Genomic DNA, 25002 nt, shown 5'->3' on the forward strand with positions numbered 1-25002 from the left:
GATGAAAATTAGTGAAAATTGGTTACGCACATGGGTGAACCCAGCGATTGATAGCGAAACCCTTTCTGATCAATTGACCATGCTTGGTCTGGAAGTCGATGAACTTGCACCTGTGGCAAAGCCATTTACAGGTGTCATCATTGGAGAAGTACTCACTGTTGAACAACACCCTGATGCAGATCGCTTACGTGTTACGACTGTAAATATTGGCTCTGGTGATCCATTACAAATCGTTTGTGGTGCGCCAAATGTCAGTGTAGGAATGAAGGCACCTGTTGCAACCATTGGTGCAGTACTACCAGGCGATTTCAAAATTAAGAAAGGCAAGCTTCGTGGTATTGAATCACAAGGTATGCTATGTGGTGCTTCTGAAATCGATTTAGAAGACAAGATTGATGGCTTGTTAGAGCTTCCTGCTGATGCGCCTGTTGGCATGAATATCCGTGAATATTTAAAACTTGATGACAATGTGATTGACATCAGTATCACGCCAAACCGTGGTGATTGTTTTAGTATTCGTGGTATTGCACGTGAAATTGCAGTCATCAATCAATTGAATGTAAATGAACCTAAGATTCAATCAATAGCAGCAACAATTGCTGATGAGAAAATCGTTAATATCACAACTGAAGGTACACCGCGCTATTTAGGTCGTATCGTAAAAAATGTAAATGTTAAAGCTAAAACACCTGAATGGATGGAACAAGCACTCGCTCGTTCAGGGATTCGCACACATAGTATTTTGGTTGATGTGACCAACTATGTATTGCTGGAGTTGGGTCAGCCGATGCATGCCTTTGATTTAGCAAAAATCGAAGGATCAATTCAAGTTCGCCAAGCACAACCTCAAGAAAAATTGCTCTTGCTCAACGATCAAGAAGTTGAGTTACAAGAAGACATTATGGTTATTGCTGATCAGCAAAAAGTTTTGGCAATCGCTGGAATTATGGGTGGCTTGGATTCCTCAGTTACAGACGATACGCAGGATATCTTCCTTGAAAGTGCTTTCTTCGCACCTTTAGCAATTGCTGGTCGTGCGCGTCGTTTTGGCTTGCATACTGACTCATCTCAACGTTATGAGCGTGGTGTCGACTTCGAGTTACCAATGATTGCAATGCACCGTGCTTCTGAGCTTATTCAGGCTTTTGCTGGTGGAGAGTTTGGCCCAATTACAGTAGCAGAGCAAGCTGAGTTATTACCAAAACGAGAAGCAATTCCACTGAAGCAATCACAAGTCGATCAGTTGCTGGGTTATGAAGTGGCTGGTGAGTTTATTGCTGATGCATTAGCTCGTTTGGGTTGTATGGTGGAAACTAAAGCTCAAGGTGAATGGAGTGTTGTTCCACCATCACATCGTTATGATATGGCAATCTATCAAGACCTGATTGAAGAAGTTGCACGTATTCACGGTTATGACAACATCCAAATCAGTTTGCCAAAAATTGATGTGAAATTAGAAAAATATCAGGATCGTTTCGAAGTGGCGCAGCTTCGTCAAACTGTTGCAACTTTAGGTTATCAAGAAGCGATTAGTTTTAGTTTTGCTGATGCAAAATTGGAAAAACAGTTAAATCCAAATGTACAACCTTTAATGCTTGCTAATCCGATTTCTAGTGATTTAGCGGCAATGCGTAGTACTTTATTATCAAGCTTGATTCCTTGTGTTCAATATAATTTAAACCGCCAACAGCAACGTGTACGCTTCTTTGAATTAGGTTTGCGTTTTGATTATCAAAATGCAAAAGATATTCATGATCTTAAACAGATCCCAACACTGGCATTGATTGCGGTGGGCTCGCGTACTCCTGAATCTTGGCATATCAAGCCGCAAGCGATGGACTTTTTTGACTTTAAAGGCGAAATAGAAGAGATATTAGCTGCTGGGCGTGTGAATGTTGATTATATTCGTACCGAAAGAGAGTGGTTACATCCTGGTCAATCTGCTGAAATATTGGTTGATGGCAAGTCAATTGGATATTTAGGACGTTTGCACCCATCATTAGAAAATGCACTTGATTTGGGCATTACTTGGGTTGCGGAATTGGATCAACAGGCTGTTTTGCAATCTTATGTATCTAATTTTACAGAATTATCACGTTTTCCATCGGTTAGACGTGATATTGCGCTTTTAATCTCTGATAAGATTGAGGTAAGAGATATTCAGCAGTTAATCAAACAAACAGGTGGTGAGTTACTTGACTCAACTTGGTTATTTGATGTGTATACGGGGCAAGGGGTTGAACAGGGCAAACGCTCATTAGCATTTGCTTTGTTATGGCAGCATCCGACTCGTACGCTTGAAGATGCTGAGATCAAATCTGGTATGGATAACATTATTCAAGTGTTGGAAGACACTTACCAAGCGACATTGAGGGCCTCATGACAGCATTAACAAAAGCAGAGATGGCGGACCATTTAAGTGAGCTTACTAGCTTAAATCGCCGAGAAGCAAAGCAAATGGTTGAGCTATTTTTTGATGAAATAAGCCAAGCCTTAATTGCGGGTGAACAAGTCAAACTTTCTGGATTCGGTAATTTCGAATTGCGTGATAAACGTGAACGCCCAGGGCGAAATCCTAAGACTGGCGAAGAAATTCCAATTTCTGCTCGTCGTGTAGTGACGTTTAGAGCGGGGCAGAAATTTAGACAACGTGTTGGAAATGAGCAGATCGATTGATCTGCTTTTTTTATATCTACTTTTTTATTTAAAATTAAACATAAAAGTATCAGGCATAAAAAAAGAGAACCGTAAGGTTCTCTTTTTTATAATCTAAAATTAGATTATTGAGCAGCAGAAGCAGCAACGTCAGAAGCAGCAACGTCAGAAGCAGCAACGTCAGAAGCAGCAACAACAGCGTCAGAAGCAGCAACAGTAGCTTCAGATGCAGCTTCAGTAGCTTCAGAAGCAGCAGCTACAGCTTCAGAAGCAGCAGCGTTTGCATCAGTAGCAGCTTCTTCTTTCTTAGAGCAACCAACGAAAGCTAAAGTAGTAGCGATAGCAGCAACAACAGCAAATTTTTTGAATAACATGGCATCACTCTCATAAAATTGTGAGATTAAAAAAAACCTTAGCTAGTCTGTTTGTGCTTTTAATATTCCTAAACGCTTTTAGGTAACAATGCAGGGAGCAGCCTAACTGGTCTGTGGCTATCCTATCAAAGCAAATCACGAATTACTACTGTTCTGTCCAACAAAACGACAAAATTTGACAAAAATTGGCTAATTTTTGATAGAAAATAACTATTGATAATTGTTTTTTAATTGGTTTGTTGTTTGTTTTCTGATGTTGTATTTATTTATTTTTAGTAAAATCAATTGCTTGTATTTTTATTGAGGAACGCAATTTAAATGTAAAAAATATGTAATCTTGTCAACCAATTAAAAAAAGCCACCATTGAGGTGGCTTTTTTATGTTGCCGTTATGTTGATGCTTTGCGTTTCATTTGATCAAAGAAATCATCATTCGTCTTGGTTTCTTTCATTCGATCTAATAAAAATTCCATTGCGGCAAGCTCATCCATTGGATGTAATAATTTGCGTAGAATCCAGACTTTACGTAAGTTTTCTTCACCCATTAAGCGCTCTTCGCGACGAGTACCTGATTTCTTGATGTTCATTGCAGGGAATACACGTTTCTCTGCGATACGGCGATCAAGCGTAATCTCTTGGTTACCCGTACCTTTGAATTCTTCGTAGATAACATCGTCCATCTTACTGCCTGTTTCAATTAATGCAGTCGAAATGATCGTAAGTGAACCGCCTTCTTCAATATTACGTGCAGCACCAAAGAAACGTTTTGGACGTTCTAATGCATGAGCATCTACACCACCTGTAAGTACCTTGCCAGATGAAGGAATGACAGTATTATAAGCACGTGCAAGACGAGTAATTGAGTCAAGCAGAATCACAACATCCTTTTTATGCTCAACTAGACGTTTTGCTTTCTCAATCACCATTTCCGCAACTTGTACGTGACGAGCTGGTGCTTCATCGAAGGTCGAGGCAACTACTTCACCACGTACTGTACGTTCCATTTCTGTTACTTCTTCGGGACGTTCGTCAATAAGAAGAACAATCAGAAATACTTCTGGATTATTACGGACGATTGATTGAGCAATGTTTTGTAATAACATTGTTTTACCCGCTTTAGGCGGTGCAACAATGATTGAACGTTGACCTTTACCAATTGGTGCCACTAAATCTACTACACGTGCAGTGAGATCTTCAGTTGTACCATTGCCTAGTTCCATAACGAGTTGTTCAGTTGGGAACAATGGGGTGAGGTTTTCGAATAAAATCTTATTACGCGAGTTTTCTGGTGTGTCGTAGTTAATTTGATTTACTTTTAGTAAAGCAAAATAACGTTCACCTTCTTTAGGTGGGCGAATTGTACCTGTAATGGTATCGCCAGTACGAAGGTTAAAACGACGGATTTGTGATGGGCTCACATAAATATCATCTGGTCCAGCTAAATATGAACCAGCGGCTGAGCGAAGGAAACCAAAGCCATCAGAAAGGATTTCAAGAACACCATCACCAAAGATTTCTTCGCCATTCATGGCATGGCGCTTTAAAATGGCAAAAATAATATCTTGTTTACGGTTACGTGCCATGCCTTCAAGGCCCATAAACTCCGCAATTTTAATGAGTTCGCCAATGGGTTTTTTCTTGAGTTCAGTTAAGTTCATAAGTGGTCAGACAGAATGGAATAAGTGGAGGATAATGTTAGGGAAAGAATAAAAAATCGACCGCATACATACGTGCTGATGTAATTGTATTTACACAACCACAATTCAGTAGTCTGGTTCATTGTTTCAGAGAGAAATGTGAAAACAATTGTTATTGCCGAGCGGCGATCTTATGTTTGTGTCTTGTAAGAAGCGCGATGAAGTAGATTCCATTCAAAGCTTCTTGATCCAGTAATATAGGTTAAATCAAGGAAAATGTCAATTTATACGAGGAAATACGCTATTAGACTAATAACGTATTTCAAGTCGGGTTCAATCTAAATAAAGTTAGACGTTTTGATCGATAAATGCAGCAAGTTTTGAGCGAGGAGCTGCGCCAACTTGTTGAGCAACAACTTCACCATTTTTGAACATTAATAGAGCTGGAATATTACGGATATTGTATTTCACAGCTGTTTCTTCACATGCAGTTACGTCGACTTTAACGATTTTTACTTTACCTGCATATTCGTTAGAAAGGTCTTCTAGGACAGGTGCAATTGCTTTACAAGGTGCACACCAACCAGCCCAAAAGTCTACAAGTACAGGAGTTTCAGCATCTAAAACATCTGCTTGGAAGTTTTCATCAGTTGTATTAACAATAGTCGCAGACATAAGGTAGCTCCAAAATTTAGAAATAAAGTGCGAATTCAATCATCATCACGATGAATATTACATTGCTACTTTATTCAATGTAAGGGTTTGTTGCCATTATTCAAGTATCAAAATGAAAAGTCCAATGGATGCTCACGATGTTCACTATCGACTTATACAATCATTTATGTGTTAAAAAGAGAAAATCTGCTGCTTTTATTGCTTAAAATGACTTTAAAATTCTAAGCATGTGAATTACTCTAATGCGTGAATTGAGCATGGGTTTATATGAAGAATGTCTGATTTTCTGATTGATGAAGAATTACTTGCTGCGATTGATATGGGATCGAATAGTTTCCATTTGGCAATTGCTCGTGTAGATCACGGAGAGGTTAAGAAAGTTGCTTCAATGTCAGAAAAGGTTCAGTTGGCCGCTGGACTCGATGAAAATAAAAATTTAACTGAAGCTGCGCAACAGCGTGGTTTGGCTTGTCTAGCTCGATTCGTTGGGCGTTTAAGTTCTGTTCAACCTAATCGTTTAAGAATTGTGGCAACCAATGCGTTACGACAAGCTAAAAATGGTCACGAGTTTATTCAAAAAGCTGCTGAAATTTTACCAAAGCCAATTGAGATTATTGCTGGTCGTGAAGAGGCTCGTCTAATTTATTTAGGTGTTTCTCATACCATGGCAAATGGTGGCAGACGTTTAGTCGTTGACATCGGTGGTGGTTCAACAGAATTTATTATTGGTGAAGAGTTTGAGCCTTTGCATACTGAATCCTTGCAAATGGGTTGTGTTGCCTTTAGTAAGGCATATTTTGCAGATGGTGAGATTACAACAAAAGCCTTTGATAAAGCGGTAGTTGCTGCGCGTAAAGAGCTTTCTGCAATCGCAAATACATATAAATCAGAAGGCTGGGATACAGTAGTCGGTTCCAGCGGGACGATTAAAGCTTGTCGCCAGATCTCTGTGAATCTAGGTTTAAGTGATGAGCAAGAAAATCTGACCCGTGAAGGTTTATATAAGTTAAAAGATCGTTTGTTAAAATTCAAACATGTCTCTGAAATTGATTTTGAAGGACTACGCGAAGATCGTCGAGCAGTTTTGCCAGCTGGTTTAGCAATTTTGTACGCTATTTTTGAAGTGATGAATATTGATAAATTGGCATATTCTGACGGTGCATTACGTGAAGGTGTGATGTATGACCTGTTAGGTCGATTTAAACATGAAGATATTCGTGACCGTAGTGTGCAAGCATTAATGGGACGTTACAACGCTGATCCTAAACAAGCCGAACGTGTAGTGAATACCGCGCAACAATTGTTTGATGGCGTTGCAGGCGCTTTAAATTTAACGACTGAAGACAGTGACTTACTACGTCGTGCAGCTTATTTACATGAAATTGGATTAGCGATTAGTCATGGTGGTTATCATCGTCATGGTGCATATTTATTGCAGCATTCTGATATCCCCGGTTTCTCTCAAATCGATCAAAATCACCTCTCTCATCTTGTATCGCACCATCGTCGTAAATTACGTGCAGATGCAAAAAATGATGTAATGAAGGTGGGTGGCAGCCATTTACTTTATTTGTGTTTGCTATTACGCCTCGCTGTTTTGCTGAACCATAGTCGTAGTGATCAGATGCTTCCTGCCATTGAACTGAGTGTTGTAAATGGTCAACAATGGCAACTCAGCGTTTCTGGCGATGCTAAACAATGGCCTTTATTGGTTGCTGATTTGCATGATGAGCAAGTGCAGTTTAAGAATTGGGACATTGAGTTAAATATTCAGTCAGACAATTTTGTTGATTAACAATACATCCTTGTTAGGGATTATCTACGACTTATGAAAAATAAAGCGACTCAGTCCAAGGCTTGGGCTACGGTTCAAATTGCGCGACATCCTGAACGCCCGCAATTTCTAGATTATGTTAGTGAAATCTTTACTGAATTTGATGCACTTCACGGTGACCGTTTGTATGGTGATGATGGTGCCATGATCGGTGGTCTTGCTCGTTTTGACGGACAACCCGTAATGGTAGTTGGTCAACATCGTGGACGTAGTACGCGTGAAAAGTTACAACATAACTTTGGTATGTGTAACCCAGAAGGCTATCGTAAATCACAACGTTTGCTAGATATGGCTGAGCGTTTTAATTTACCTGTATTTACTTTTGTCGATACCATGGGTGCTTATCCAGGTGTAGGTGCGGAAGAGCGTGGACAAGCAGAAGCGATTGCAACCAGTTTGGCTCAGCTTTCTGGTTTGAAAGTGCCAGTGATTGCGACTGTACTTGGTGAAGGTGGTTCAGGTGGTGCGCTAGGTATAGGTGTGGCAGATCGAGTAATTATGCTTTCACACAGTATTTATTCTGTGATTTCACCAGAAGGTTGTGCTTCTATTTTATGGAAAACTGCTGATAAAGCAGCGCAAGCGAGTGAAGCCTTAGCTCTGACTGCTGACAAATTGAAAGCGATTGGAATTGTGGAGTATGTTGTGGATGAAGGTGAGGGGGCACATTTGCAACCTGAGAAAGTCATGCATGATTTGAAAGATGTACTCAAACAAGCCTTAGAAGAATTGCAACCGATGGATGCTCAAGCACGATGCGAAGCACGTTATCAACGTTTAATGAAGTTTGGCAGCAGCAATTTAGGCATCGCGTCTTAGCACAAACACAGCATTTTTCTAAAGATACTCAATTCTTAATTGGGTGCAGCGGCGGCATGGATTCCATGCTGTTGTTGTATCTAATGTCCGAAATTTTCCCAAGTCAAACCCGTTCAATTTATGTTGATCATCAGTTGCAATCGAGCAGTACGGAGTGGGGATGTTTAGTTCAGAAACAATCTGAACAATTAAACATTCCTTGTGTGATCCAAAAAGTACATGTCGATGCAGGAAATCTTGAGCAGCAAGCACGTCATGCACGCTATCAAGCCTATATACAGCATTTAAAAAGCCATGAAATCTTGGTGTTAGCTCATCACCAACAAGACCAAGCTGAAACTCTACTATTGCGTTTATTTTCAGGTGCAGGTGTTAATGGTTTATCTGCCATGCAAGCATATGATGTGCGAAAAGATTTGGCGATATGGCGACCTTTTTTAGAGCTCAGCCGACAGCAAATTGAGGAGTGGGCTAAACAAATTGGTTTTGACTATGTTGTCGATCCAACAAATCATGATACTCATTATGATCGGGCATGGTGTCGTGAAGAGTTATGGCCTGTATTAGAAAAGCGCTTCCCAAAAATGCAATCAGCTGTATCACGAACGAGTTATCTGATGCAAGATGCCGCAGAAATTTTAGATGATGTACTGCAAAGTGATTGGAAATTATGTGCAACTGAGAATGAGCTGGATTTAACTCGCCTGTTGGAATTATCGGATGCACGCAAACGTCAATTGTTGTCCGCTTGGATAAAAGGCAAAGATCAATACCGCCCAAGTTATGACATGGTCAAACGCCTTCAAGATGAAGTGATTTTTGCTAAGCCTGATGCACAAGCAACTTTACATATTAATTCTTATTATTATGTCCGCTACCAGAAAAAATTGTATCGTCTAACTCATGCAGAGCTGTACGCAGAAAAGCTTTTTCCTATTCAACCTATTATGAATCAATCTTACAACTTGGAACAAATGATTCAAACTGCTTCAGGTAAGTTCAAAATATTGACGCAAGATATAGGTCTTTCCAAACAATTATTAAATAAAGATTTAAAATTGATTAAACGTCAAGGTGGTGAAAAAATTCATCTTTACGGGCGAATCGGGCATTGGCCACTGAAAAAAGCGATTCAAGATGCACAGATTTTGCCTTGGTTCCGTCATACAATTCAAATATTAGTCGTGGAAAATGTTATGCTTGGGGTTTTTAGCCCTAAAGGGTTTTGGTTGGCTCAATCTGACTATATCGAGCAGGGAGGGTGGCAACCAAGTTTAGTTTCAGATTGTCGAGAAAATTCTCCTCAATCTTTTTCAAATGACGAGTAGGAAATGGCGACAGCATTGAATCAAAACATCTGTTTTATTGGCGGCGGTAACATGGCTCAGGCCTTGATCGGAGGATTACTTTCTCGCGGGCTGCCAACAACACGAATTACAGTTTCAGATCCAGTAGAACAAATTCGTCAAATATTAGAAGAAAAAGGAATTCAAACAACCACGGACAATGTTGAAGCAATTCAAAATGCAGATGTGGTCGTACTGGCGGTTAAGCCTCAAGTGTTAGCTACGGTTTTACAACCTTTAAAAGGTTTGCTATCCGATAAGCTGGTTATTTCCATTATTGCAGGCGCAGAAATTCAAACAATTTCAGAGCTGATTGGTGGAAGCCAGCGTATTGTGCGTGTAATGCCAAATACACCTGCTTTAGTACAAACAGGTGCGCACGGTATTTATGCTTCAGAAGCTGTTAATGCTCAAGATCGTGAGTTAACGAGTCAAATTTTAGCTGCAACAGGTTTGACGATTTGGGTCGATAGCGAAGCTCAAATTGATGCTGTAACAGCGGTATCAGGTTCGGGACCTGCATATTTTTTCTATCTAATGGAAAGTATGATTCGAGCAGGAAAGAATTTGGGCTTAGATGAGAAAGTTGCAACAGCACTAACGTTGCAAACAGCATTGGGTGCAGCCCAAATGGCAATTACCAGCTCTAACTCACCATCAGAATTGCGTAAAAATGTGACATCTCCAAATGGTACGACTCAAGCTGCATTAGAGGTATTTGATCGTGCGCAGATTTCACAAAATATTCAAGCAGCGCTTGCGGCAGCTCAGAAACGTAGTCAAGAGCTTGCACAAGAGTTAAGTGAAAAGACTAAATCAGTTTAAGTAGGATAAGACAAGTATGGGTGCAAGTTCTGCGCTAATTTTTGGTGTTTTGATCAATGTCGCAATTTTATTGGTCTTTTTCCGTTTTTTAATGCAATTGGCAGCGGTTAGCCCTTATAACCCAGTTGTACTTTCAACTGTTAAAGCGACCAAAATTGTAGATATCCTAAGCCGTAGTTTGCCAACCGTAGGCAAAGGACGCGTCAATTTAGCAGCAATTGCTTTATTGATTGTGCTTTATTTGTTGAAAATTTTCGGGTTGATGTATCTATCAGGACAGATGCCCCATAGTGCTGTCTATCTTGTAATTACGACATTCGTGACGATGATTCAGGATTTGATTCGTTTCTGTCGCTACTTGATTTTTGCAACGATTATTTTGAGTTGGGTGGTGATGTTTACACAGTCACGCTCACCATATATTGAAGTCATTCAGGAACTCGCAGAACCTTTACTTGCGCCTTTCCGTCGTTTACTACCAAATATGGGGATGATTGATTTGTCACCAATTTTGGCTTTCTTGGCGTTGTATATTGCTGAGATTTTGATGAATGAAGCTGCAAAAGTTCTGTTGACTGGTCTTTGATCGGTTTGAAAATAAAAAAAGGATTGTGTCAAAACAATCCTTTTTTTATGCCTACAAATTAGTGTGCGGCATCCCAGTTTAGACCTTGTCCAACTTCCACCACAAAAGGTACGGAAATTTCTAATACAGACTGCATCACATCAGCAATTTGTTTTGAAAGTTCATCTGCAATTGCCACATCAGCTTCAAAAACCAATTCATCGTGCACTTGCAGTAAAAGTTTAGCTTGATCTTTAGGCAAAATTTTATCAACGGCAATCATTGCAAGTTTGATGATATCTGCTGCACTTCCTTGTAAGGGGGCATTAATCGCCGCTCGTTCAGCTGCTTGCTTGATCATTTTATTTGTTGCCAAAATTTCAGGTGTGTATAGACGACGACCTAAAATGGTTTCTACAAAACCTTGCTCACGTGCAATCTGACGTGTACGTTCCATATAATCCAATACACCTGGATAACGTTGGAAATAACGTGCGATGTAGTTACGTGATTCTTCACGAGTGAAACCAAGTTGGCGGGTTAAGCCAAACTCAGACATACCGTAAAGTAGCCCGAAGTTAACCGCTTTAGCTTGGCGACGTTGATCATTGGTTACGTCTTCAATAGCGATTCCCAATACTTCAGCGGCAGTACGACGATGAACATCCTGACCTTGTTGAAAAGCGTGTACTAAAGCATCATCTTGTGAAAAGTGAGCCATTAAGCGCAGTTCAATTTGTGAATAGTCGGCTGCAAGTAAGACACGACCTTCGGGAGCGATAAATGCTTTACGAATTTGACGACCAATCGGTGTACGAATCGGAATGTTTTGCAGATTAGGGTCAGTAGAAGATAAACGCCCTGTTGCAGTTAAAGCTTGATGATAGCTAGTATGTACACGATGGGTTGCATCATGTGATTGCTCAACTAATCGATCAGTATATGTATTTTTGAGTTTTGCTAAGCCGCGATGTTCTAGAATCACTTCCGCTAAAGGATGTTCGATTTTTTCAAGAATACTTTCACTGGTGCTGTATTGTCCCGTGGCAGTTTTCTTACCGCCTTTAATTCCCAATTTATCGAATAGAACCTCTCCGACCTGTTTCGGCGAGGCAATATTAAACGTTTCACCTGCAAGTTCAGTTGCTTGATTCTCTAATGTTTGCATGGTGTCGGAGAATTCTACACTGAGCTGATCTAAGAATTTATGATCAAGCTTGATTCCATCTTCTTCCATGCCTGTCAGTACTCGTGCAACAGGCATCTCAATATTGTGGAGAATATTAACAAGTTCAGGATGGCTTTTTAGTTTTGAAGAAAGTACTTCATACAAACGATAAGTGACGTGTGCATCTTCGGCTGCATAATGTGCTGCAACTTCGAGTTCAATTTGATTAAAGGTTTTTTGCTTAGCGCCTTTACCTGCAATTTGTTCGAAAGTAGTTGTCAGGTGGCTGAGATAAACACGTGCTACATCATCCATGCCATGACGAGTTGCAGCAGCATTCAAAACATAGGAAGCGAGCATAGTATCGAAGTACCAGCCTTGGATTGTGATACCGTGATTGGCAAAGATATGAGCATCATATTTTAAATGATGACCAATTTTCTTGACTTGCTCATTTTCTAAAATTGGTTTGATTTGTGCTAAAACTTGTTCCCGATTGAGTTGTTCAGGAGCACCTTCATAATCATGAGCCAGAGGAACATAGTAGGCTTCATTGGCATCAAATGCGATTGAGAATCCAACTAGTTCAGCCACTCGATAGTCTAAGTTGGTGGTCTCTGTATCAATTGCAAAGTGATCCGCTTGTTGCATACGTTGCAACAATTGCTCCCAGTCAGCTTGCTCTAGTACAGTATGATAAGTTGCTTCACCTAATTGATCATCTTGGCTTGAAAGATTTGCATGATCTTCTATCGCTATAGATTCAGTTTTTTGTTCAGCTTTGACAATACTTTGAGAGGTTTGTTGATAGACAGGCGTATTAGGATTATTAGGATGATCCAAAGATTGTAATTGGTTACGGAACTCAAGTTCTGTGTATAAGTGACGAAGTTGCTCGGTGTTCGGTTGACTTAATTTTAGATCATGCCAATCTAAAGCGAGATCGAGGTCACAGACGATACTTGCCAACTGGTGGTCAATTTTAATATTGTCTAAATTATCTTTGATATTCTGACTGAGTTTACCTTTGAGTTGATCCACGTTCGCAATAATATTATTGAGAGAACCATATTCTGTTAATAGTTTTGCCGCAGTCTTTGCGCCTACTCCTGGAACACCCATGATGCCATCGGATGCATCGCCCATGAGCGTAAGATAATCAATAATTTGATGAGGGTGTACGCCAAATTTCTCTAATACACCTGCCTCATCAAGCACACGTTCTTTAAAACTATCTTCAAGTTTGACATGTGGATTAACAAGTTGAGCCATATCCTTATCACCTGTCGAGATTAAGACATGATGACCTTCTGATAATGCTCGTTTTGTTAAGGTCCCAATAATATCATCCGCCTCTGCGCCAGGAAGGCTATATAACGGGATGCCAAGAGCTTTGATTAGGGCATGTAAATAAGGAATTTGTTCAGATAACTCCACCGGCATGCTTGGACGATCACCCTTATATATGGGTGATAATTTATGGCGGAAAGTTGGTTCTGGGGTATCAAAAATAACAGCCATATGTGTTGGCTGGGTACGACGCATTAATTTCTGAATCGCTGAAATAGCACCACGAATTGCATTAGTATGTAGGCCAGTAGACGTCGTTAATGGCGGTAAAGCGTGAAAAGCACGAAATAGAAAATAAGACCCGTCAACCAAGACAAAAGGTGGCATTGCGCAAATCCTTATTATGAACTGCGAGCTATTTTACGTGAAAAAGCAGTCCATGTCCTTGTTAGGCAGAACGATGATGACGATCTATGTCGTTTAAAAATTGCAGTTATTTGTATGTAAAAATGACGGTTTATAGACTGATCAAGTAAGATACGATTAATAAAGCTGTAATCATTGATATAAGTCTATGTATAAAAAAGATAAACAGGGAATCGTGATTGTTTTAGTTGTGCTGACAGTATTACTAGCATCAGCGATTGCATTTAAATGGCAAGGCACTATTGTTGCTTCTGCGATTGGTTTAACTGTTGCTATTGTGCACATTCTTTCAGAAATTCACACTCGATTACGTCAACTTGAATATGATGCTCCAAGTTATTTTGCTCAATCAGCTACAATTGGTGCTCAGAAGATCATGATTTATAGTGCTGCATTAGTCGCACTTTTTGCCTATGCAAATACATGGATGTGGTTGGCAGGCGGGGCATTGTTAGTGTTGTTACTTTGTCTCATTCAGACGATTAGTAGCTTTCAAACGCGGTTATTGCATTTAGAACAATATGGAAAAACAGATGTCCAAAATGATTTAAATAGTGTTTCTGCTCATATCAACCAAGCTAATCAATTATCAACACCTAATCATTCTGTCTCTGAAAGTCAGGTGCAATATCCAGCTACATGGATGCAAGCAGAATCTTCATCATCAAACCAATACTCATTCACTCCAGAGCCATCTCAGAAGCAATTATCGACATCATCTCAAACTGCATGGTGGCAACCTATCTTGCAATGGATGATTCATGGCAATCCGATTTTACGAATTGCTGTCGCTGTATTGATGGTTGGCGTCGTATTATTATTACGTTTCGCAAGTGAGCATTGGCAGTTAAGTTTAGGTGTAAAGCTTAGTTTTATTGCCCTTACAGGTACTGTGATCACAATCGCAGGATACTGGTTGCAACGAAAAAATCAGCTTTTTGCTGTTGCTTTGCAGGGCGTCGGTCTTGCTATTGTGTTCCTCACATTAATTTTCTCACATCATTTTGCAGTGATTGCGAGTTTAAAAACAGCCAGTTTATTCTTTGTAATTTTATTATCAGTTACTGTTTATCTAAGTTTAAAACAGCAAGCATTATATTTGGCCATGCTAGCGCTGACGATGGCTTATATTGCACCACTTGTCATACCTCAATCACATCCTGACGTGATTTTCTTATTTGGCTACTATTTTGTGATTAACCTTGCTGTCGCAGCCGTTAACTTTATTCAACCTTGGAAAATTCTGCATCAGATAGCCTTTTTTGCCACGCTCTTTATTGGCGGGGCTATGATTGGACTTTATGGAGAGACTCAACAGTTCGACACCTTAGATGTAATTTTATGGTTGCATATCGGTTTGTTTATTTGGCTAAGTATTCGTTATAGCCAATTGATGCTGCGGGTACGTGATGAGGATTTATCAATAGAGAATAAAGCGAATCAAAAGGAACAGCGATTACAACCAATTTTAGATGTAGGTTTGATTTTTAGTGTTCCTGTATTGGGTTTCTCTCTACATGCTTATCTGATGCACAACTCTACTCAAGCACTGACTTGGGGTGCAGTTGCACTTGCGATTATTTATGGTGCTTTAAATATTTGGATTAAACAAAGGCATCCGCAGCTTTCTATTTTGGCTAAAAGCTTCTTTATTCTTGCAGTGGTATTTACTGCTTTGATATTTCCATTGGCAAAAGGGGCACATTGGACATCAACAGGTTGGGTCATTCAGGGAACAGCGTTAATCGTTTGGGGAGTGACCGAGCGTTATCGTCTTAGTCGATATATCGGGGTTGCCTTAGTACTATTAAGTTCTGTGGCACTTATTTTCCAAGTTTGGTCAAATGATGACTTCCCAATTTTGAGTACAGTGATTTTTGCACTTGCGCAATTCATATCAGCTTTTTATTTATTGCACTATCAAGAGGTCGAAAAATATTTTAGTGCACGGATGCTAAGCGGTATTTTTTTAGCACTTGGCATGTATGCAGGATCAATTGCTGCGATAGAGTTTATGCATTGGCAAAATCAAGGCATGAATCCTTATTTGGCAATCGCAGCCGTATTGTTGCTGTTATTTGGTTTTATGGTGCAGCTTAAGTCCAAAATCGAATGGGTTAATGTACAACTTATCTTGATCAGTGGATTACTTTTCTTAAGTTATGGCGTAAGTTTTGCGGAGAATGTTTACTCCACAGGTGATTGGTTTACACCTCTGAGCCAATTTAGCGCCCTGACGACTACACTTGTGCTGACTATTTTGCTCATCAAGATGAGATCTTTTTCTTCATCGCTATATTGTTTGATCTGGTCTGCTTTGCTTTGGTCAAGTTTAGCGGGTATTGGTATTACTCTTTTTCCCAATATTGCTGTTATTGCACTGGCTGTTTTTCCTGCAATATACGCTGGCTGGTTATTTTTATCAAAAAACATGCTTCTATTGGATCAACAACCAGTGTGGGGGCTAACCTTATTTTGGTTACTTTTAATTTGTTTAGATCCATATTCTACAACTCAGTTTTATGCGCTTCCTTTATTTAACTTAACTGATTTTCTCTCTTTACTAATGTTTATTGGTTTGATCTGGGTGATTTATCATCATCATTTTGACGATGAGCATTCAGTAGAATGGGGATTCAAAGTCTCAACGATTTTAGTCGGTTTACTTGTATTAAGTAGCATCGTTGTACGCGCTATGCATCATTATGTTGGAACACCGTTATGGGGGATAGAAATCTGGCGGAATGGCAATGTACAACTAAGTCTGACCTTATTATGGGTGATTTTAGCTTTTATTCTTATGACCTTTTCAAGCCGTCGTCATATTCGACAAATTTGGTTTGTTGGGGCTGCGTTGTTGGGGATCGTTGTGTTTAAGTTATTGTTATTAGATTTATCGCAAAGTGGTACTTTGACACGTGTTATTTCGTTTATTGGTTCAGGTGCAGTCATGCTTGTAATTGCATATCTTGCACCTTTACCACCTGCCCAAGAACAGTCTAAAGAATCTTCATCTATCTAACTTTATCTTCTTTTTTGAGCTCTTTTTGATGGGCATATTGATCGACCTCATCATCTTCTAAAGGGATGGGGCGATCAATTAAACCCATTTTAGGTACAGGGATTTCAATTTCATTTTCAAGGAAACCATTACGAACCCTTTCTTGCATTTCATCTCGGACTTTTAATGCATTTTCCTGACGACACCATACCGCAAACAACAGCTCAATTGAGGATTCACGAAATGCAGTCACTGTTACGGTTGGTTTAGGATCATCCATAACCAGTGGATATTTTGATGCAACATCTAATAGTACCTGTCTTACTTTAATAATGTCTTCGTGAAAATTAATCGCTAAGGTAATCGGAATACGCCGTATCGGGTATTTGGATAAATTCATGACTGGGGTGCGAATGAGCTGCTCATTTGGAAGCCGAATGTAAACATTGTCGAGCGTCAGAAGTTTGACCGATAAAAGATCGATAGAGATCACTTCACCTTCAATGGTTTGTCCTCGAATCAACGTAATCTGTATTGTATCGCCGACTTCAAAAGAACCTTCACCGATTAAGAAGAGCCCGCTGATTAAGTTTGTAGCTGAGGTTTGAGAAGCGAAACCCAGAGCAACAGTTAGTATCCCTGCTGCACCCAAGAAGACACTGAGTTTAAATCCAGCTTCTCTTAAACTGGTCATGATGAAGAGTAGGAAAATAAAGTAAAAAATACCTCTTCGCCATAACAGTCGTTGATGTGCGTTAAACCGACTACCAATAGTGCGAATAAAGGTATTAGAAACTAGACGTGCAATGACAAAGCCGATTAAACATAAAATTAGGGCTACAGCAATTTCACTTAGTCTTTCAAAATTAATATTGGTAAATATGCTGGTGAAGCTAGATGCGACATCTTTTGGAATATTGGTATCTGCCATAGCAACTCCTTAAAAGAATGAATCAAACATATTAAATAAGTTGCTTCCAGGCGCACGTGGAGGATGTACGTAAATGACTTCACCTGCCTGAGTTGGGGTTTTGTTTTCGATACGAATACGTGCAGGATGTTCTGAACCTTCGTAATACACCTTGATTTGAGACGTCCAGAGACGACCTGTGCCTTCACTATAAAATAAAGGAAGGGCAGGAACAGGGACATTCATACGATCAAATCGCAGTTGATGCTGACTTGTATTATGAAACTCGATAGGTGTAACAGCTCTAAAGGCACGTGGCTTTAATAGATTTAGGTCAGTTCGTCCATCTACAGATGTTGCATAACAAATTTCACCATGCTGAGGATCTTTACCAAACCATGTGTCTTTCGGCTGAATCACAGGAATATCAAACAAAGGTTCACTTAAACCATCTGCTAAGCCTGCAATCCATAACGGAGTACTGATATAAAGCGTTCCGCGTTGACCAGCAGGAATATAAATCGGATCAACAGGTTTAATAACAACAGAGCGATCTGCTAAACGTGGCATTAAATGAAATGAGCTATTGGTTTTGTGAAACATATAGCGTTCAATTTTTGCAGGTTGAGGCATTGCAAATTCTGTATCAGACAAAACATGCCATTGTTGCTCGTAATCATGCTGACATTGCGGTCGATGATATTCTAAACGCCATTCTTTAATGCCTCTCGTTAGGCGAAAGAGCAGTGAACCAAATTGCCAAGCTTTGGCTTGTTGAATTTCAAATTGTTGTTCACCCCACCATCTCAATGTGTCAGAGTGAGGTGCTTTATATGGATTATTTTGAGACAAGGTGCAAAATTCCTTTGTGAGTATGCTAAACAGACTTCACGCTGTAATCTCCTTAGAGTACACTCAACTCTTCCTTTCATCATTATAAATTGTGATGCAAATACTTAAACAAATACAAATTCCATATAGTTTCGCCAAAAGGCATGGCGTTTTATTGCGCTATGAAGGTGATCAAGTTTTTATTGTACGACGCAAGGATACAGCGCGAATTGCATTACAAGAAGCACGTCGAATTTTGGGGAAAGCTGCGCATGATCAATTGTGTACAGATCAAGAGTTTCATGCTCTACTCAGTTCCAGTTATGCAGGTGATACAGGTGAATCTCAGCAAGTTGCCGCTGGTTTAGAGGATCATCCTGATTTATTAAGTTTGGCTGATCAGGTGCCTGAAGCTGAAGATTTGATGGATCAAGAAGATGATGCACCTATTGTTCGTCTGATTAATGCGTTGTTATCCGAAGCGATTCGTGTTGGCGCATCAGATATTCATATTGAGGCATTTGAAAAAAAGTTGTCTGTTCGTTTACGCGTAGATGGTCAATTGCGAGAAATTGTTCAACCACGCCGTGAATTAGCTCCTTTGCTAGTCTCTCGTATTAAAGTTATGGCAAAGTTGGACATTGCTGAAAAACGTATTCCACAAGATGGTCGTATTTCTTTGCGTTTAGCAGGACGTGAGGTCGATGTTCGGGTTTCTACTTTACCGTCATCTCATGGTGAGCGCGTGGTGATGCGTTTACTTGATAAGCAGGCTGGTCGTTTGAACATGACACACCTTGGCTTGATGCAAAATGATTATGAACGTTTAACTCAATTGGTTCATCGTCCACATGGCATCATTTTGGTCACTGGTCCAACGGGTTCAGGTAAAACCACAACTTTATATGCAGCCTTATCTGACTTGAATGATAATACGCGCAATATTTTGACGGCCGAAGATCCAATTGAATACCAACTAGAAGGGATTGGGCAGACACAGGTCAATACGAAAGTTGATATGACATTTGCTCGTGCGCTTAAAGCTATGCTGCGTCAAGATCCTGATGTTGTTATGGTGGGTGAGATTCGTGATCTTGAAACGGCAGAAATTGCGGTACAAGCCTCACTCACAGGTCACCTTGTTTTATCTACGTTACATACCAATACTGCAATTGGTGCGGTAACTCGTTTAAAAGATATGGGGATTGAACCATTCTTGCTTTCAAGTTCATTGATTGGTGTAATTGCACAGCGTTTAGTTCGAACATTATGTCCACATTGCGTAACTTGGCGAAAAGCAGATGATTTTGAACGACAGGTATTTCAGCATCTCAAGGTAGATGAACACATGGAATTACCAGAACCACATGGTTGCGAGAAATGTTCACATGTTGGTTTTAGTGGGCGAACAGCGATTTATGAAATTGTGCCAGTCGATGAGTCGATGCGTCGATTAATTCATGGTAATGCAGCCGAATATGAGTTGGAAAATCATGCTCGCCGTCATGCCGCATCGATTCGTGATGATGGCTTATTAAAAGTCTTGACTGGTAAAACCACTTTAGAAGAAGTGCTACGTGTTACAAACGAAGCAGCTGAAGAATAATTTTCTACTCTTAATGAAAAACAGCATGATCAATCATGCTGTTTTTTTATTTTATATATCAATTTGTTACGATATTGAAATTCACATCAATATTGTTGCGTGTTGCATTTGAATACGGACATACGATGTGTGCTGCTGCTACAAGTTCCTCAGCCTCAGTTTGATCCATACCGATTAAATAAATATTCAAAGTCACTTCAATACCGAAGCCATTTGGAATCGGGCCAATACCAACTTCACCCTCAATATAAGCATCTGGAGTAATCTTTAATTTATCTCGGTTTGCTACAAACTTCATGGCACCTAAAAAACATGCAGAATAGCCTGCAGCAAAAAGTTGTTCTGGATTAGTCACTTCACCACCAGCACCGCCCATTTCTTTAGGTACGCCTAATTTAACATCTAAAACACCATCAGAAGATGTCGCACGACCATCACGACCACCTGTTGCTTTAGCTTTTGCTCGATAAACTACTTTTTCTAATGACATATTGAATAATCCTAGCTGACACAGTTTGGTATCATTCAATCCTGCATAAGTGGATGATGAAAGCAAAGGAGAAAACGGTAAATTTAATGACGGCTTTGGTAAAGAAGTAAAAGACAGAATATCAAATTGAAAAGAGTATCTACCCATCAAATAGATGCAGCAAATCTACCAAAGCTCGATGATTTTTTTCATCAATTTTGCTCTAAAACGTGCGGTTGGATTATTTATATCATTTTGAGATTGTTGTTCATAAAAACTATGCCAAGCTTTAATCATATCTTGAGTAACACCTTTCTGTTTGATGATCACGACATCTTCACGCTGGATATTATCTAGTCTTTGTCGAGCACCTTCAGCACCAGTCCCCCAACCAATAATCCAAAGACCAAAACTATTAAATGATAAACTTGATGGTGTAGGTAAGTGCTGCATGTCATTTGTTACTTCAACAGCATTAGCATAACTTGGTACCACATTAATGAATGTGGTTGCCCCTATAATCAACAAAATAGAAAGAAGTCTAAACATGGATACAGCTTAATTGGTGTTAAGAAAGAATTTTACAATAATCAAACTACATAAATATTATGGTTTGTTTGACTATCCTAAATTATGTTATTAAATCATGAACCTAGGTGTAGAGGGGAGATAAAGCGTGACTAAAAAATTCAAAAACTAAAATTTCAATAATTAAAGTGAGACTTAGTAGGCAATTATTTTTCGATGTTGCATAAGTGGCATAGATAAGCGAATATTTTCTTGTTCAGCTTGATCGAAATCAACGCTAATTAAACCATGCCCTTCGTAGTCGATTATTTGTAAAAGTTGTCCACGACTATTGGTTATACCCGAATGACCCCATGTTTGACGTTTTTCACCATGCCAACCCTGTTGTGCAGCACCTAATACAAAACATTGACTGTCCATAGCTCGTGCTTGTAGTAACAATTGCCAGTGCATTTGACCTGTTGTGTAAGTAAAAGCAGCAGGAGCAGATAAAATGTTTGCACCTTGTTGGCGTAAAGTTAGTGCGAGTTCTGGAAAGCGAAGATCATAACAAACCATTAAGCCAATATGACCAAAAGGTGTTTTTGCAACAACGACTTGATCACCTGGTTCAAAGAATTTTGATTCTTGATAGCCACCAACAGCATCACCCACTTGAACATCAAACAAATGGATTTTGTCATAACGAGCCTCAGTACCTTCAGGACTAATACATAAGCTTACGGTTCTGACGCGTCCATCAGTAATGACTGATCCATCTGGGCGAAAAGGGCACGGTAAAGTGCCAGCGATAATCCATATTTGATATTGGTGTGATAATTGTTCTAAACGTTGCTGAATGGTTTCAAATTGATTTGCAGTCTCACGTTGTTTTCCTGCAGCAAAACAAACAAAGTTTTCAGGAAAAACGATTAATTCGCCACCCTGAGCCTTACTTTGTTGAATTAATGACTCGATGACAAGGAAATTAGATTCAATGTCATCTTGTGAATTCATTTGAGCAACAGAAAGTAAGGTCATAAGTGTGCAGACTTAGTTATCAATTAAGCATTTTGTTGGTGTGTATCAAGATTTAGACAATCTTGCTCTTTTTGCAATTGCTTCACCAATGGTTCAAACATATTTTGATTGTTTTCGTTCAAACGCATTAATGTTTTGTGTGCTTCTAATACTGTGTTGAGCATGGCGCTGTGAGTAACATGTTCTTCAGTTAGTTCAAGCGTGCAAACATTAGGATCACCACAGTAATTTAAAATCACAAAGACCTGACCTAAGCCCATGCTATTGGCTAGGGTGGTAATATCTGGATTGGTTGACAGCATCACTGCTTGTATATGATGAACTTGTTTGAGTTTTAAGCCCAACTTTGCAAGTACACCTAATACAGTACTATCAATGAACGTTGTTTCAGTTAAATCAACGATTGCACCAACAACATTTTGCTGCTGTTCAATTTTGTTGAGTAATTTGTCTAGACTTATACAAGAATGTGCACGCACTTCGCCAATAAGCTTGAAAATATGCGTTCCGTTCAAACTTGCATATTCAACATGACCTGTTGACATATAAATGCCATTTTCAGAGAAAGGATATAAAATTATCCCATAGTGATATGGTAGACACAAGTGGTTGCATAGTTCTTTGTTTTTAAGTTATTGATAATTAAATTAATTCATTCGGCATATGCTGAGTATAGCGATGTCATCTGCAACGTGTTCAGGAGCTTGGAATGAATTATTCTGAAGATGATCAACCAATTGGTTGAACTGATCATTCAAACCACCATCAAAGGGTTCAAGAGCACCATCTGAACATAAAATAAAACGTGCATCAGGATTTAATTTGCAAATGTGTTCTTCAACATCTAAATCCTCAGTGAGTCCCAAAGGGAAACTACTGGTTGTAAGAATTTGAGGTGCTTGATTAGGTTCAAAGATAATTGGAGGTGGATAGTGCCCTGCACTAGACCATGTAATTTCATGAGTTTGTAGATTTAGAATACCTGCCACCATTGTGATATGTTTTTCAATATTCTCTTGAACTAACATTGCATTCAGTTTTTGAATGAGCTGGCGAGGTGTCTTGGAACGACCATGAAAAGCTGCCATCCATGAGGTTAGTAAACTACTTGTGACACCATGACCTGAAACATCAGCTAAATAAAACAGCACTTCATATTCATTGAGTTTCCAATAATCATACCAATCACCTGATAAATAAGCCGAAGGTTGAAAAAAAGACTCAACCTCATAATTGGGTAGACTTATTGGGTTCGGTAGTAAACGTTTCTGTAATGCTGCTGCTGAAGGAAGATCACGACTATCTTGATTTCGTTTGTATTGCGCATCAATTTTGAATAAAGCATGTATTGGATTTTTGGGTAAATTGTTCCAAATCCAACCGGCTAAAGCACCCATTTCCCAAGCTTGGGCTAATGGAGCACCTTCATCTTCAAATGCTAATACGATCGTTGGGAGCTTCCATTGATATTTCAAAAAGTCCTGCACATCGGCAATTGCAATGATTGTTTGATCATATAAGTCTAAATCATCAACTTGAATGATCTGCAGACTGGGTAGCTCATTCAGAGCTTGATCTAAACAAGGTATTGAGCGCGATGGTTGAATGAAATACATAGATGAATAGCCGATCCTTTGTATGATCATTTTTTAATTCATCATAGATGAAATATGATGGAAAACATAGTATTACTCACATTTAAAATAGAGAGTAATACTTATGTCTATAAATATAGAAATACGAATTTACTGATTATCCGAAGATTCTTCACTGTCTTCAGTATCATCTACAAATGATACATCTGCAGAGTCGCTATGTTTTTCAGCAATTTGGAAAGCCTTTCTTTGCAGATAGAAATCTCGAATCATTGCATATTTATCGCCTTTTAAGCTTTCTTCAATATCCAAAACTTGAGCACGAGCATCTATAGCTTGTAACACATTTGTAGACCAATAAATTCCTTGTTGGTCATCGAGCATATATTTTTGTGGGCGACCATAACGATCGATAGCTAAGCCAAACCCATCACGAAAAGTACTAGGTCCGAAAAAAGGAAGCATTACATAAGGACCAGAAGGGACGCCGTAATAGCCTAAAGTCACACCAAAGCTTTCCTCTTCGGTTGGTAATCCTAAACGACGTGCTGGGTCAGCAAAACCTAAGGTTGTTAAAGTATTTAAAGTAAAGCGTCCTAATGTTTTTGCTGCACGAGATGGACGCCCTTGTATAAGTTGGTTGACGGCATTCCACGGCTCACCGAGGTTTTTACGAAATTGACGGTAAGGACTTCGTACAGGTTCTGGTACTTTTTCAACGTATTGGATAGCTATTGGCTTAAGTACATATCGGTCTAATGTATCGTTGAAGACAAAGATTTGGCGATTTAATGGTTGTAGAGGGTCTTTAACCGCATCAGGTTGCGCTGCATTAGCGTTTACCTTCAAATCATCCTTGGTTATTTTTTTTAAATCTTTAATTGCTTGCAAAGTTGATGTTTTTTGTTGTGTATTTAATTGGTTTTCAATTGATTCAGTTACGACTGGGGATTGCTCAGATACATCTTGAGCTATTGCTGTATTAAATGCTCCAGCAGTTAACAACCCAAGCAAGAAAAAATTTGAGTAATGCATATAAGTCCTTAATCGTAGTTAGAGCGAAATTACAGTCATTAAAATGAATGCGCTAATTAAACGCAAAACATAGATAAAGTAAGTACAATTTATTTGTTCTACTATTATTAAAGCAAATTCGATCGAAAAATATAAGAAATATTGTGAATTTGGTTTAAAAATGTTCACTCGAAATAAAATCCTATTGAAGAGTGTTGCATTGGTGTGAGAATACTGTAGAATGCACATCCATCGGCGGTGATGCGGATAAAAACTTGTTGAGAAACAAGGATTTGGCTAAAGTGGTTAGATTCTTGGGTTGGTTGATAAGTTTTAAAAATATCTAAATTACCTGTTGACTTTAAAGATATTTAGAGTAATATAGCCGACCTAGCTTGATGATGACGAATCATC

The 25002-nt window shown here is 39.2% G+C and carries 20 protein-coding genes and 2 pseudogenes; 10 read left to right on the forward strand and 12 right to left on the reverse strand.

Features of this window, described 5'->3' with window-relative positions; all coding sequences use genetic code 11:
- The first annotated feature begins 1 nt into the window (after nucleotide 1).
- Nucleotides 2–2383 (forward strand): phenylalanine--tRNA ligase subunit beta, encoded by a 2382-nt coding sequence (pheT, locus tag IRT38_RS06230; RefSeq protein WP_194597226.1) that lies wholly within the window; start codon nucleotides 2–4, stop codon nucleotides 2381–2383.
- Nucleotides 2380–2676 (forward strand): integration host factor subunit alpha, encoded by a 297-nt coding sequence (locus tag IRT38_RS06235; RefSeq protein WP_004664224.1) that lies wholly within the window; start codon nucleotides 2380–2382, stop codon nucleotides 2674–2676. Before pheT ends, IRT38_RS06235 begins: the two co-directional genes overlap by 4 nt.
- A 104-nt stretch (nucleotides 2677–2780) precedes the next feature.
- Here the strand turns inward: IRT38_RS06235 and IRT38_RS06240 are convergent, their stop codons facing one another.
- The 3 genes from IRT38_RS06240 to trxA all read right to left on the reverse strand — a co-directional run bounded on the left by IRT38_RS06240 (nucleotide 2781) and on the right by trxA (nucleotide 5341).
- On the reverse strand, nucleotides 2781–3029 hold the full coding sequence (locus tag IRT38_RS06240) for a hypothetical protein (RefSeq protein WP_005403740.1): 249 nt from the start codon (nucleotides 3027–3029) through the stop codon (nucleotides 2781–2783).
- Between the two features lie 389 nt (nucleotides 3030–3418).
- Nucleotides 3419–4687, reverse strand: a complete 1269-nt coding sequence (gene rho, locus IRT38_RS06245; protein WP_004955720.1) for a transcription termination factor Rho — start codon at nucleotides 4685–4687, stop codon at nucleotides 3419–3421.
- Nucleotides 4688–5014: 327 nt separating this feature from the next.
- Entirely contained in the window at nucleotides 5015–5341 is a 327-nt protein-coding gene (gene trxA, locus IRT38_RS06250) for a thioredoxin (protein ID WP_004906753.1), read from the reverse strand.
- Between the two features lie 274 nt (nucleotides 5342–5615).
- Here trxA and ppx point away from each other — a divergent pair, with 274 nt between their 5' ends.
- From ppx to IRT38_RS06275, 5 genes are read left to right on the forward strand one after another with little or no spacing between them, the layout of a single operon-like run.
- Complete coding sequence (gene ppx, locus IRT38_RS06255) at nucleotides 5616–7136, forward strand: exopolyphosphatase (RefSeq protein ID WP_194597227.1); 1521 nt, start codon at nucleotides 5616–5618, stop codon at nucleotides 7134–7136.
- A 33-nt stretch (nucleotides 7137–7169) separates the two neighbouring features.
- Nucleotides 7170–7994, forward strand: a complete 825-nt coding sequence (locus IRT38_RS06260) for an acetyl-CoA carboxylase carboxyltransferase subunit alpha (RefSeq protein WP_005403742.1) — start codon at nucleotides 7170–7172, stop codon at nucleotides 7992–7994.
- A complete protein-coding gene (gene tilS, locus IRT38_RS06265) occupies nucleotides 7931–9322 on the forward strand; it encodes a tRNA lysidine(34) synthetase TilS (RefSeq protein WP_194597228.1) in 1392 nt (463 codons plus the stop codon). The genes IRT38_RS06260 and tilS overlap by 64 nt, the downstream gene beginning before the upstream one ends.
- A 3-nt stretch (nucleotides 9323–9325) precedes the next feature.
- Nucleotides 9326–10165 carry a pyrroline-5-carboxylate reductase gene (gene proC / locus IRT38_RS06270; RefSeq protein ID WP_004955724.1) on the forward strand — a complete coding sequence of 280 codons (840 nt, stop codon included), beginning with the start codon at nucleotides 9326–9328 and terminating at the stop codon, nucleotides 10163–10165.
- 16 nt (nucleotides 10166–10181) lie between these two features.
- Complete coding sequence (locus tag IRT38_RS06275) at nucleotides 10182–10751, forward strand: YggT family protein (protein WP_004906765.1); 570 nt, start codon at nucleotides 10182–10184, stop codon at nucleotides 10749–10751.
- Nucleotides 10752–10809: 58 nt separating this feature from the next.
- On the opposite strand, the gene polA is transcribed toward IRT38_RS06275, so the two are convergent.
- Nucleotides 10810–13575, reverse strand: coding sequence for a DNA polymerase I (gene polA, locus IRT38_RS06280; protein ID WP_194597229.1), 2766 nt, complete (start codon nucleotides 13573–13575; stop codon nucleotides 10810–10812).
- Nucleotides 13576–13762: 187 nt separating this feature from the next.
- Between polA and IRT38_RS17705 the strand changes: the two are divergent.
- Together IRT38_RS17705 and IRT38_RS06285 are read left to right on the forward strand one after the other, a co-directional pair.
- Nucleotides 13763–14137, forward strand: a pseudogene (locus IRT38_RS17705) (DUF2339 domain-containing protein); the annotation flags it as partial.
- A 201-nt stretch (nucleotides 14138–14338) separates the two neighbouring features.
- Nucleotides 14339–16636, forward strand: a pseudogene (locus IRT38_RS06285) (DUF2339 domain-containing protein); the annotation flags it as partial.
- Here IRT38_RS06285 and IRT38_RS06290 read toward each other — a convergent pair.
- Nucleotides 16629–17546, reverse strand: coding sequence for a mechanosensitive ion channel family protein (locus IRT38_RS06290; RefSeq protein WP_004906771.1), 918 nt, complete (start codon nucleotides 17544–17546; stop codon nucleotides 16629–16631). The pseudogene IRT38_RS06285 and the gene IRT38_RS06290 overlap by 8 nt on opposite strands.
- A 9-nt stretch (nucleotides 17547–17555) precedes the next feature.
- Entirely contained in the window at nucleotides 17556–18377 is an 822-nt protein-coding gene (locus IRT38_RS06295; RefSeq protein WP_194597231.1) for a hypothetical protein, read from the reverse strand.
- Between the two features lie 94 nt (nucleotides 18378–18471).
- On the opposite strand from IRT38_RS06295, the gene gspE reads away from it, so the two are divergent.
- Entirely contained in the window at nucleotides 18472–19962 is a 1491-nt protein-coding gene (gspE, locus tag IRT38_RS06300) for a type II secretion system ATPase GspE (RefSeq protein ID WP_194597232.1), read from the forward strand.
- A 58-nt stretch (nucleotides 19963–20020) separates the two neighbouring features.
- On the opposite strand, the gene IRT38_RS06305 is transcribed toward gspE, so the two are convergent.
- From IRT38_RS06305 to IRT38_RS06330, 6 genes are all read right to left on the reverse strand, one after another.
- The gene (locus tag IRT38_RS06305) at nucleotides 20021–20452 is read right to left on the reverse strand and encodes an organic hydroperoxide resistance protein (protein ID WP_004906781.1); all 432 of its coding nucleotides are present in this window, start codon (nucleotides 20450–20452) and stop codon (nucleotides 20021–20023) included.
- Between the two features lie 165 nt (nucleotides 20453–20617).
- Nucleotides 20618–20980: a DUF4951 domain-containing protein gene (locus IRT38_RS06310; RefSeq protein ID WP_194597233.1), complete on the reverse strand. Its 363-nt coding sequence runs from the start codon at nucleotides 20978–20980 to the stop codon at nucleotides 20618–20620.
- Between the two features lie 174 nt (nucleotides 20981–21154).
- The gene (locus tag IRT38_RS06315) at nucleotides 21155–21979 is read right to left on the reverse strand and encodes a carbon-nitrogen hydrolase family protein (RefSeq protein WP_194597234.1); all 825 of its coding nucleotides are present in this window, start codon (nucleotides 21977–21979) and stop codon (nucleotides 21155–21157) included.
- A 23-nt stretch (nucleotides 21980–22002) separates the two neighbouring features.
- Nucleotides 22003–22524: an anti-anti-sigma factor GigB gene (gene gigB / locus IRT38_RS06320; RefSeq protein WP_004906790.1), complete on the reverse strand. Its 522-nt coding sequence runs from the start codon at nucleotides 22522–22524 to the stop codon at nucleotides 22003–22005.
- Between the two features lie 102 nt (nucleotides 22525–22626).
- Entirely contained in the window at nucleotides 22627–23595 is a 969-nt protein-coding gene (gene gigA, locus IRT38_RS06325) for an RsbU family protein phosphatase GigA (RefSeq protein ID WP_004906792.1), read from the reverse strand.
- Between the two features lie 129 nt (nucleotides 23596–23724).
- Nucleotides 23725–24609, reverse strand: coding sequence for a VacJ family lipoprotein (locus IRT38_RS06330; RefSeq protein WP_194597235.1), 885 nt, complete (start codon nucleotides 24607–24609; stop codon nucleotides 23725–23727).
- Nucleotides 24610–25002 lie beyond the last annotated feature (393 nt).

Source organism: Acinetobacter sp. SK-43 (assembly GCF_015351505.1).
In the GTDB taxonomy this organism is placed as follows: domain Bacteria; phylum Pseudomonadota; class Gammaproteobacteria; order Pseudomonadales; family Moraxellaceae; genus Acinetobacter; species Acinetobacter junii.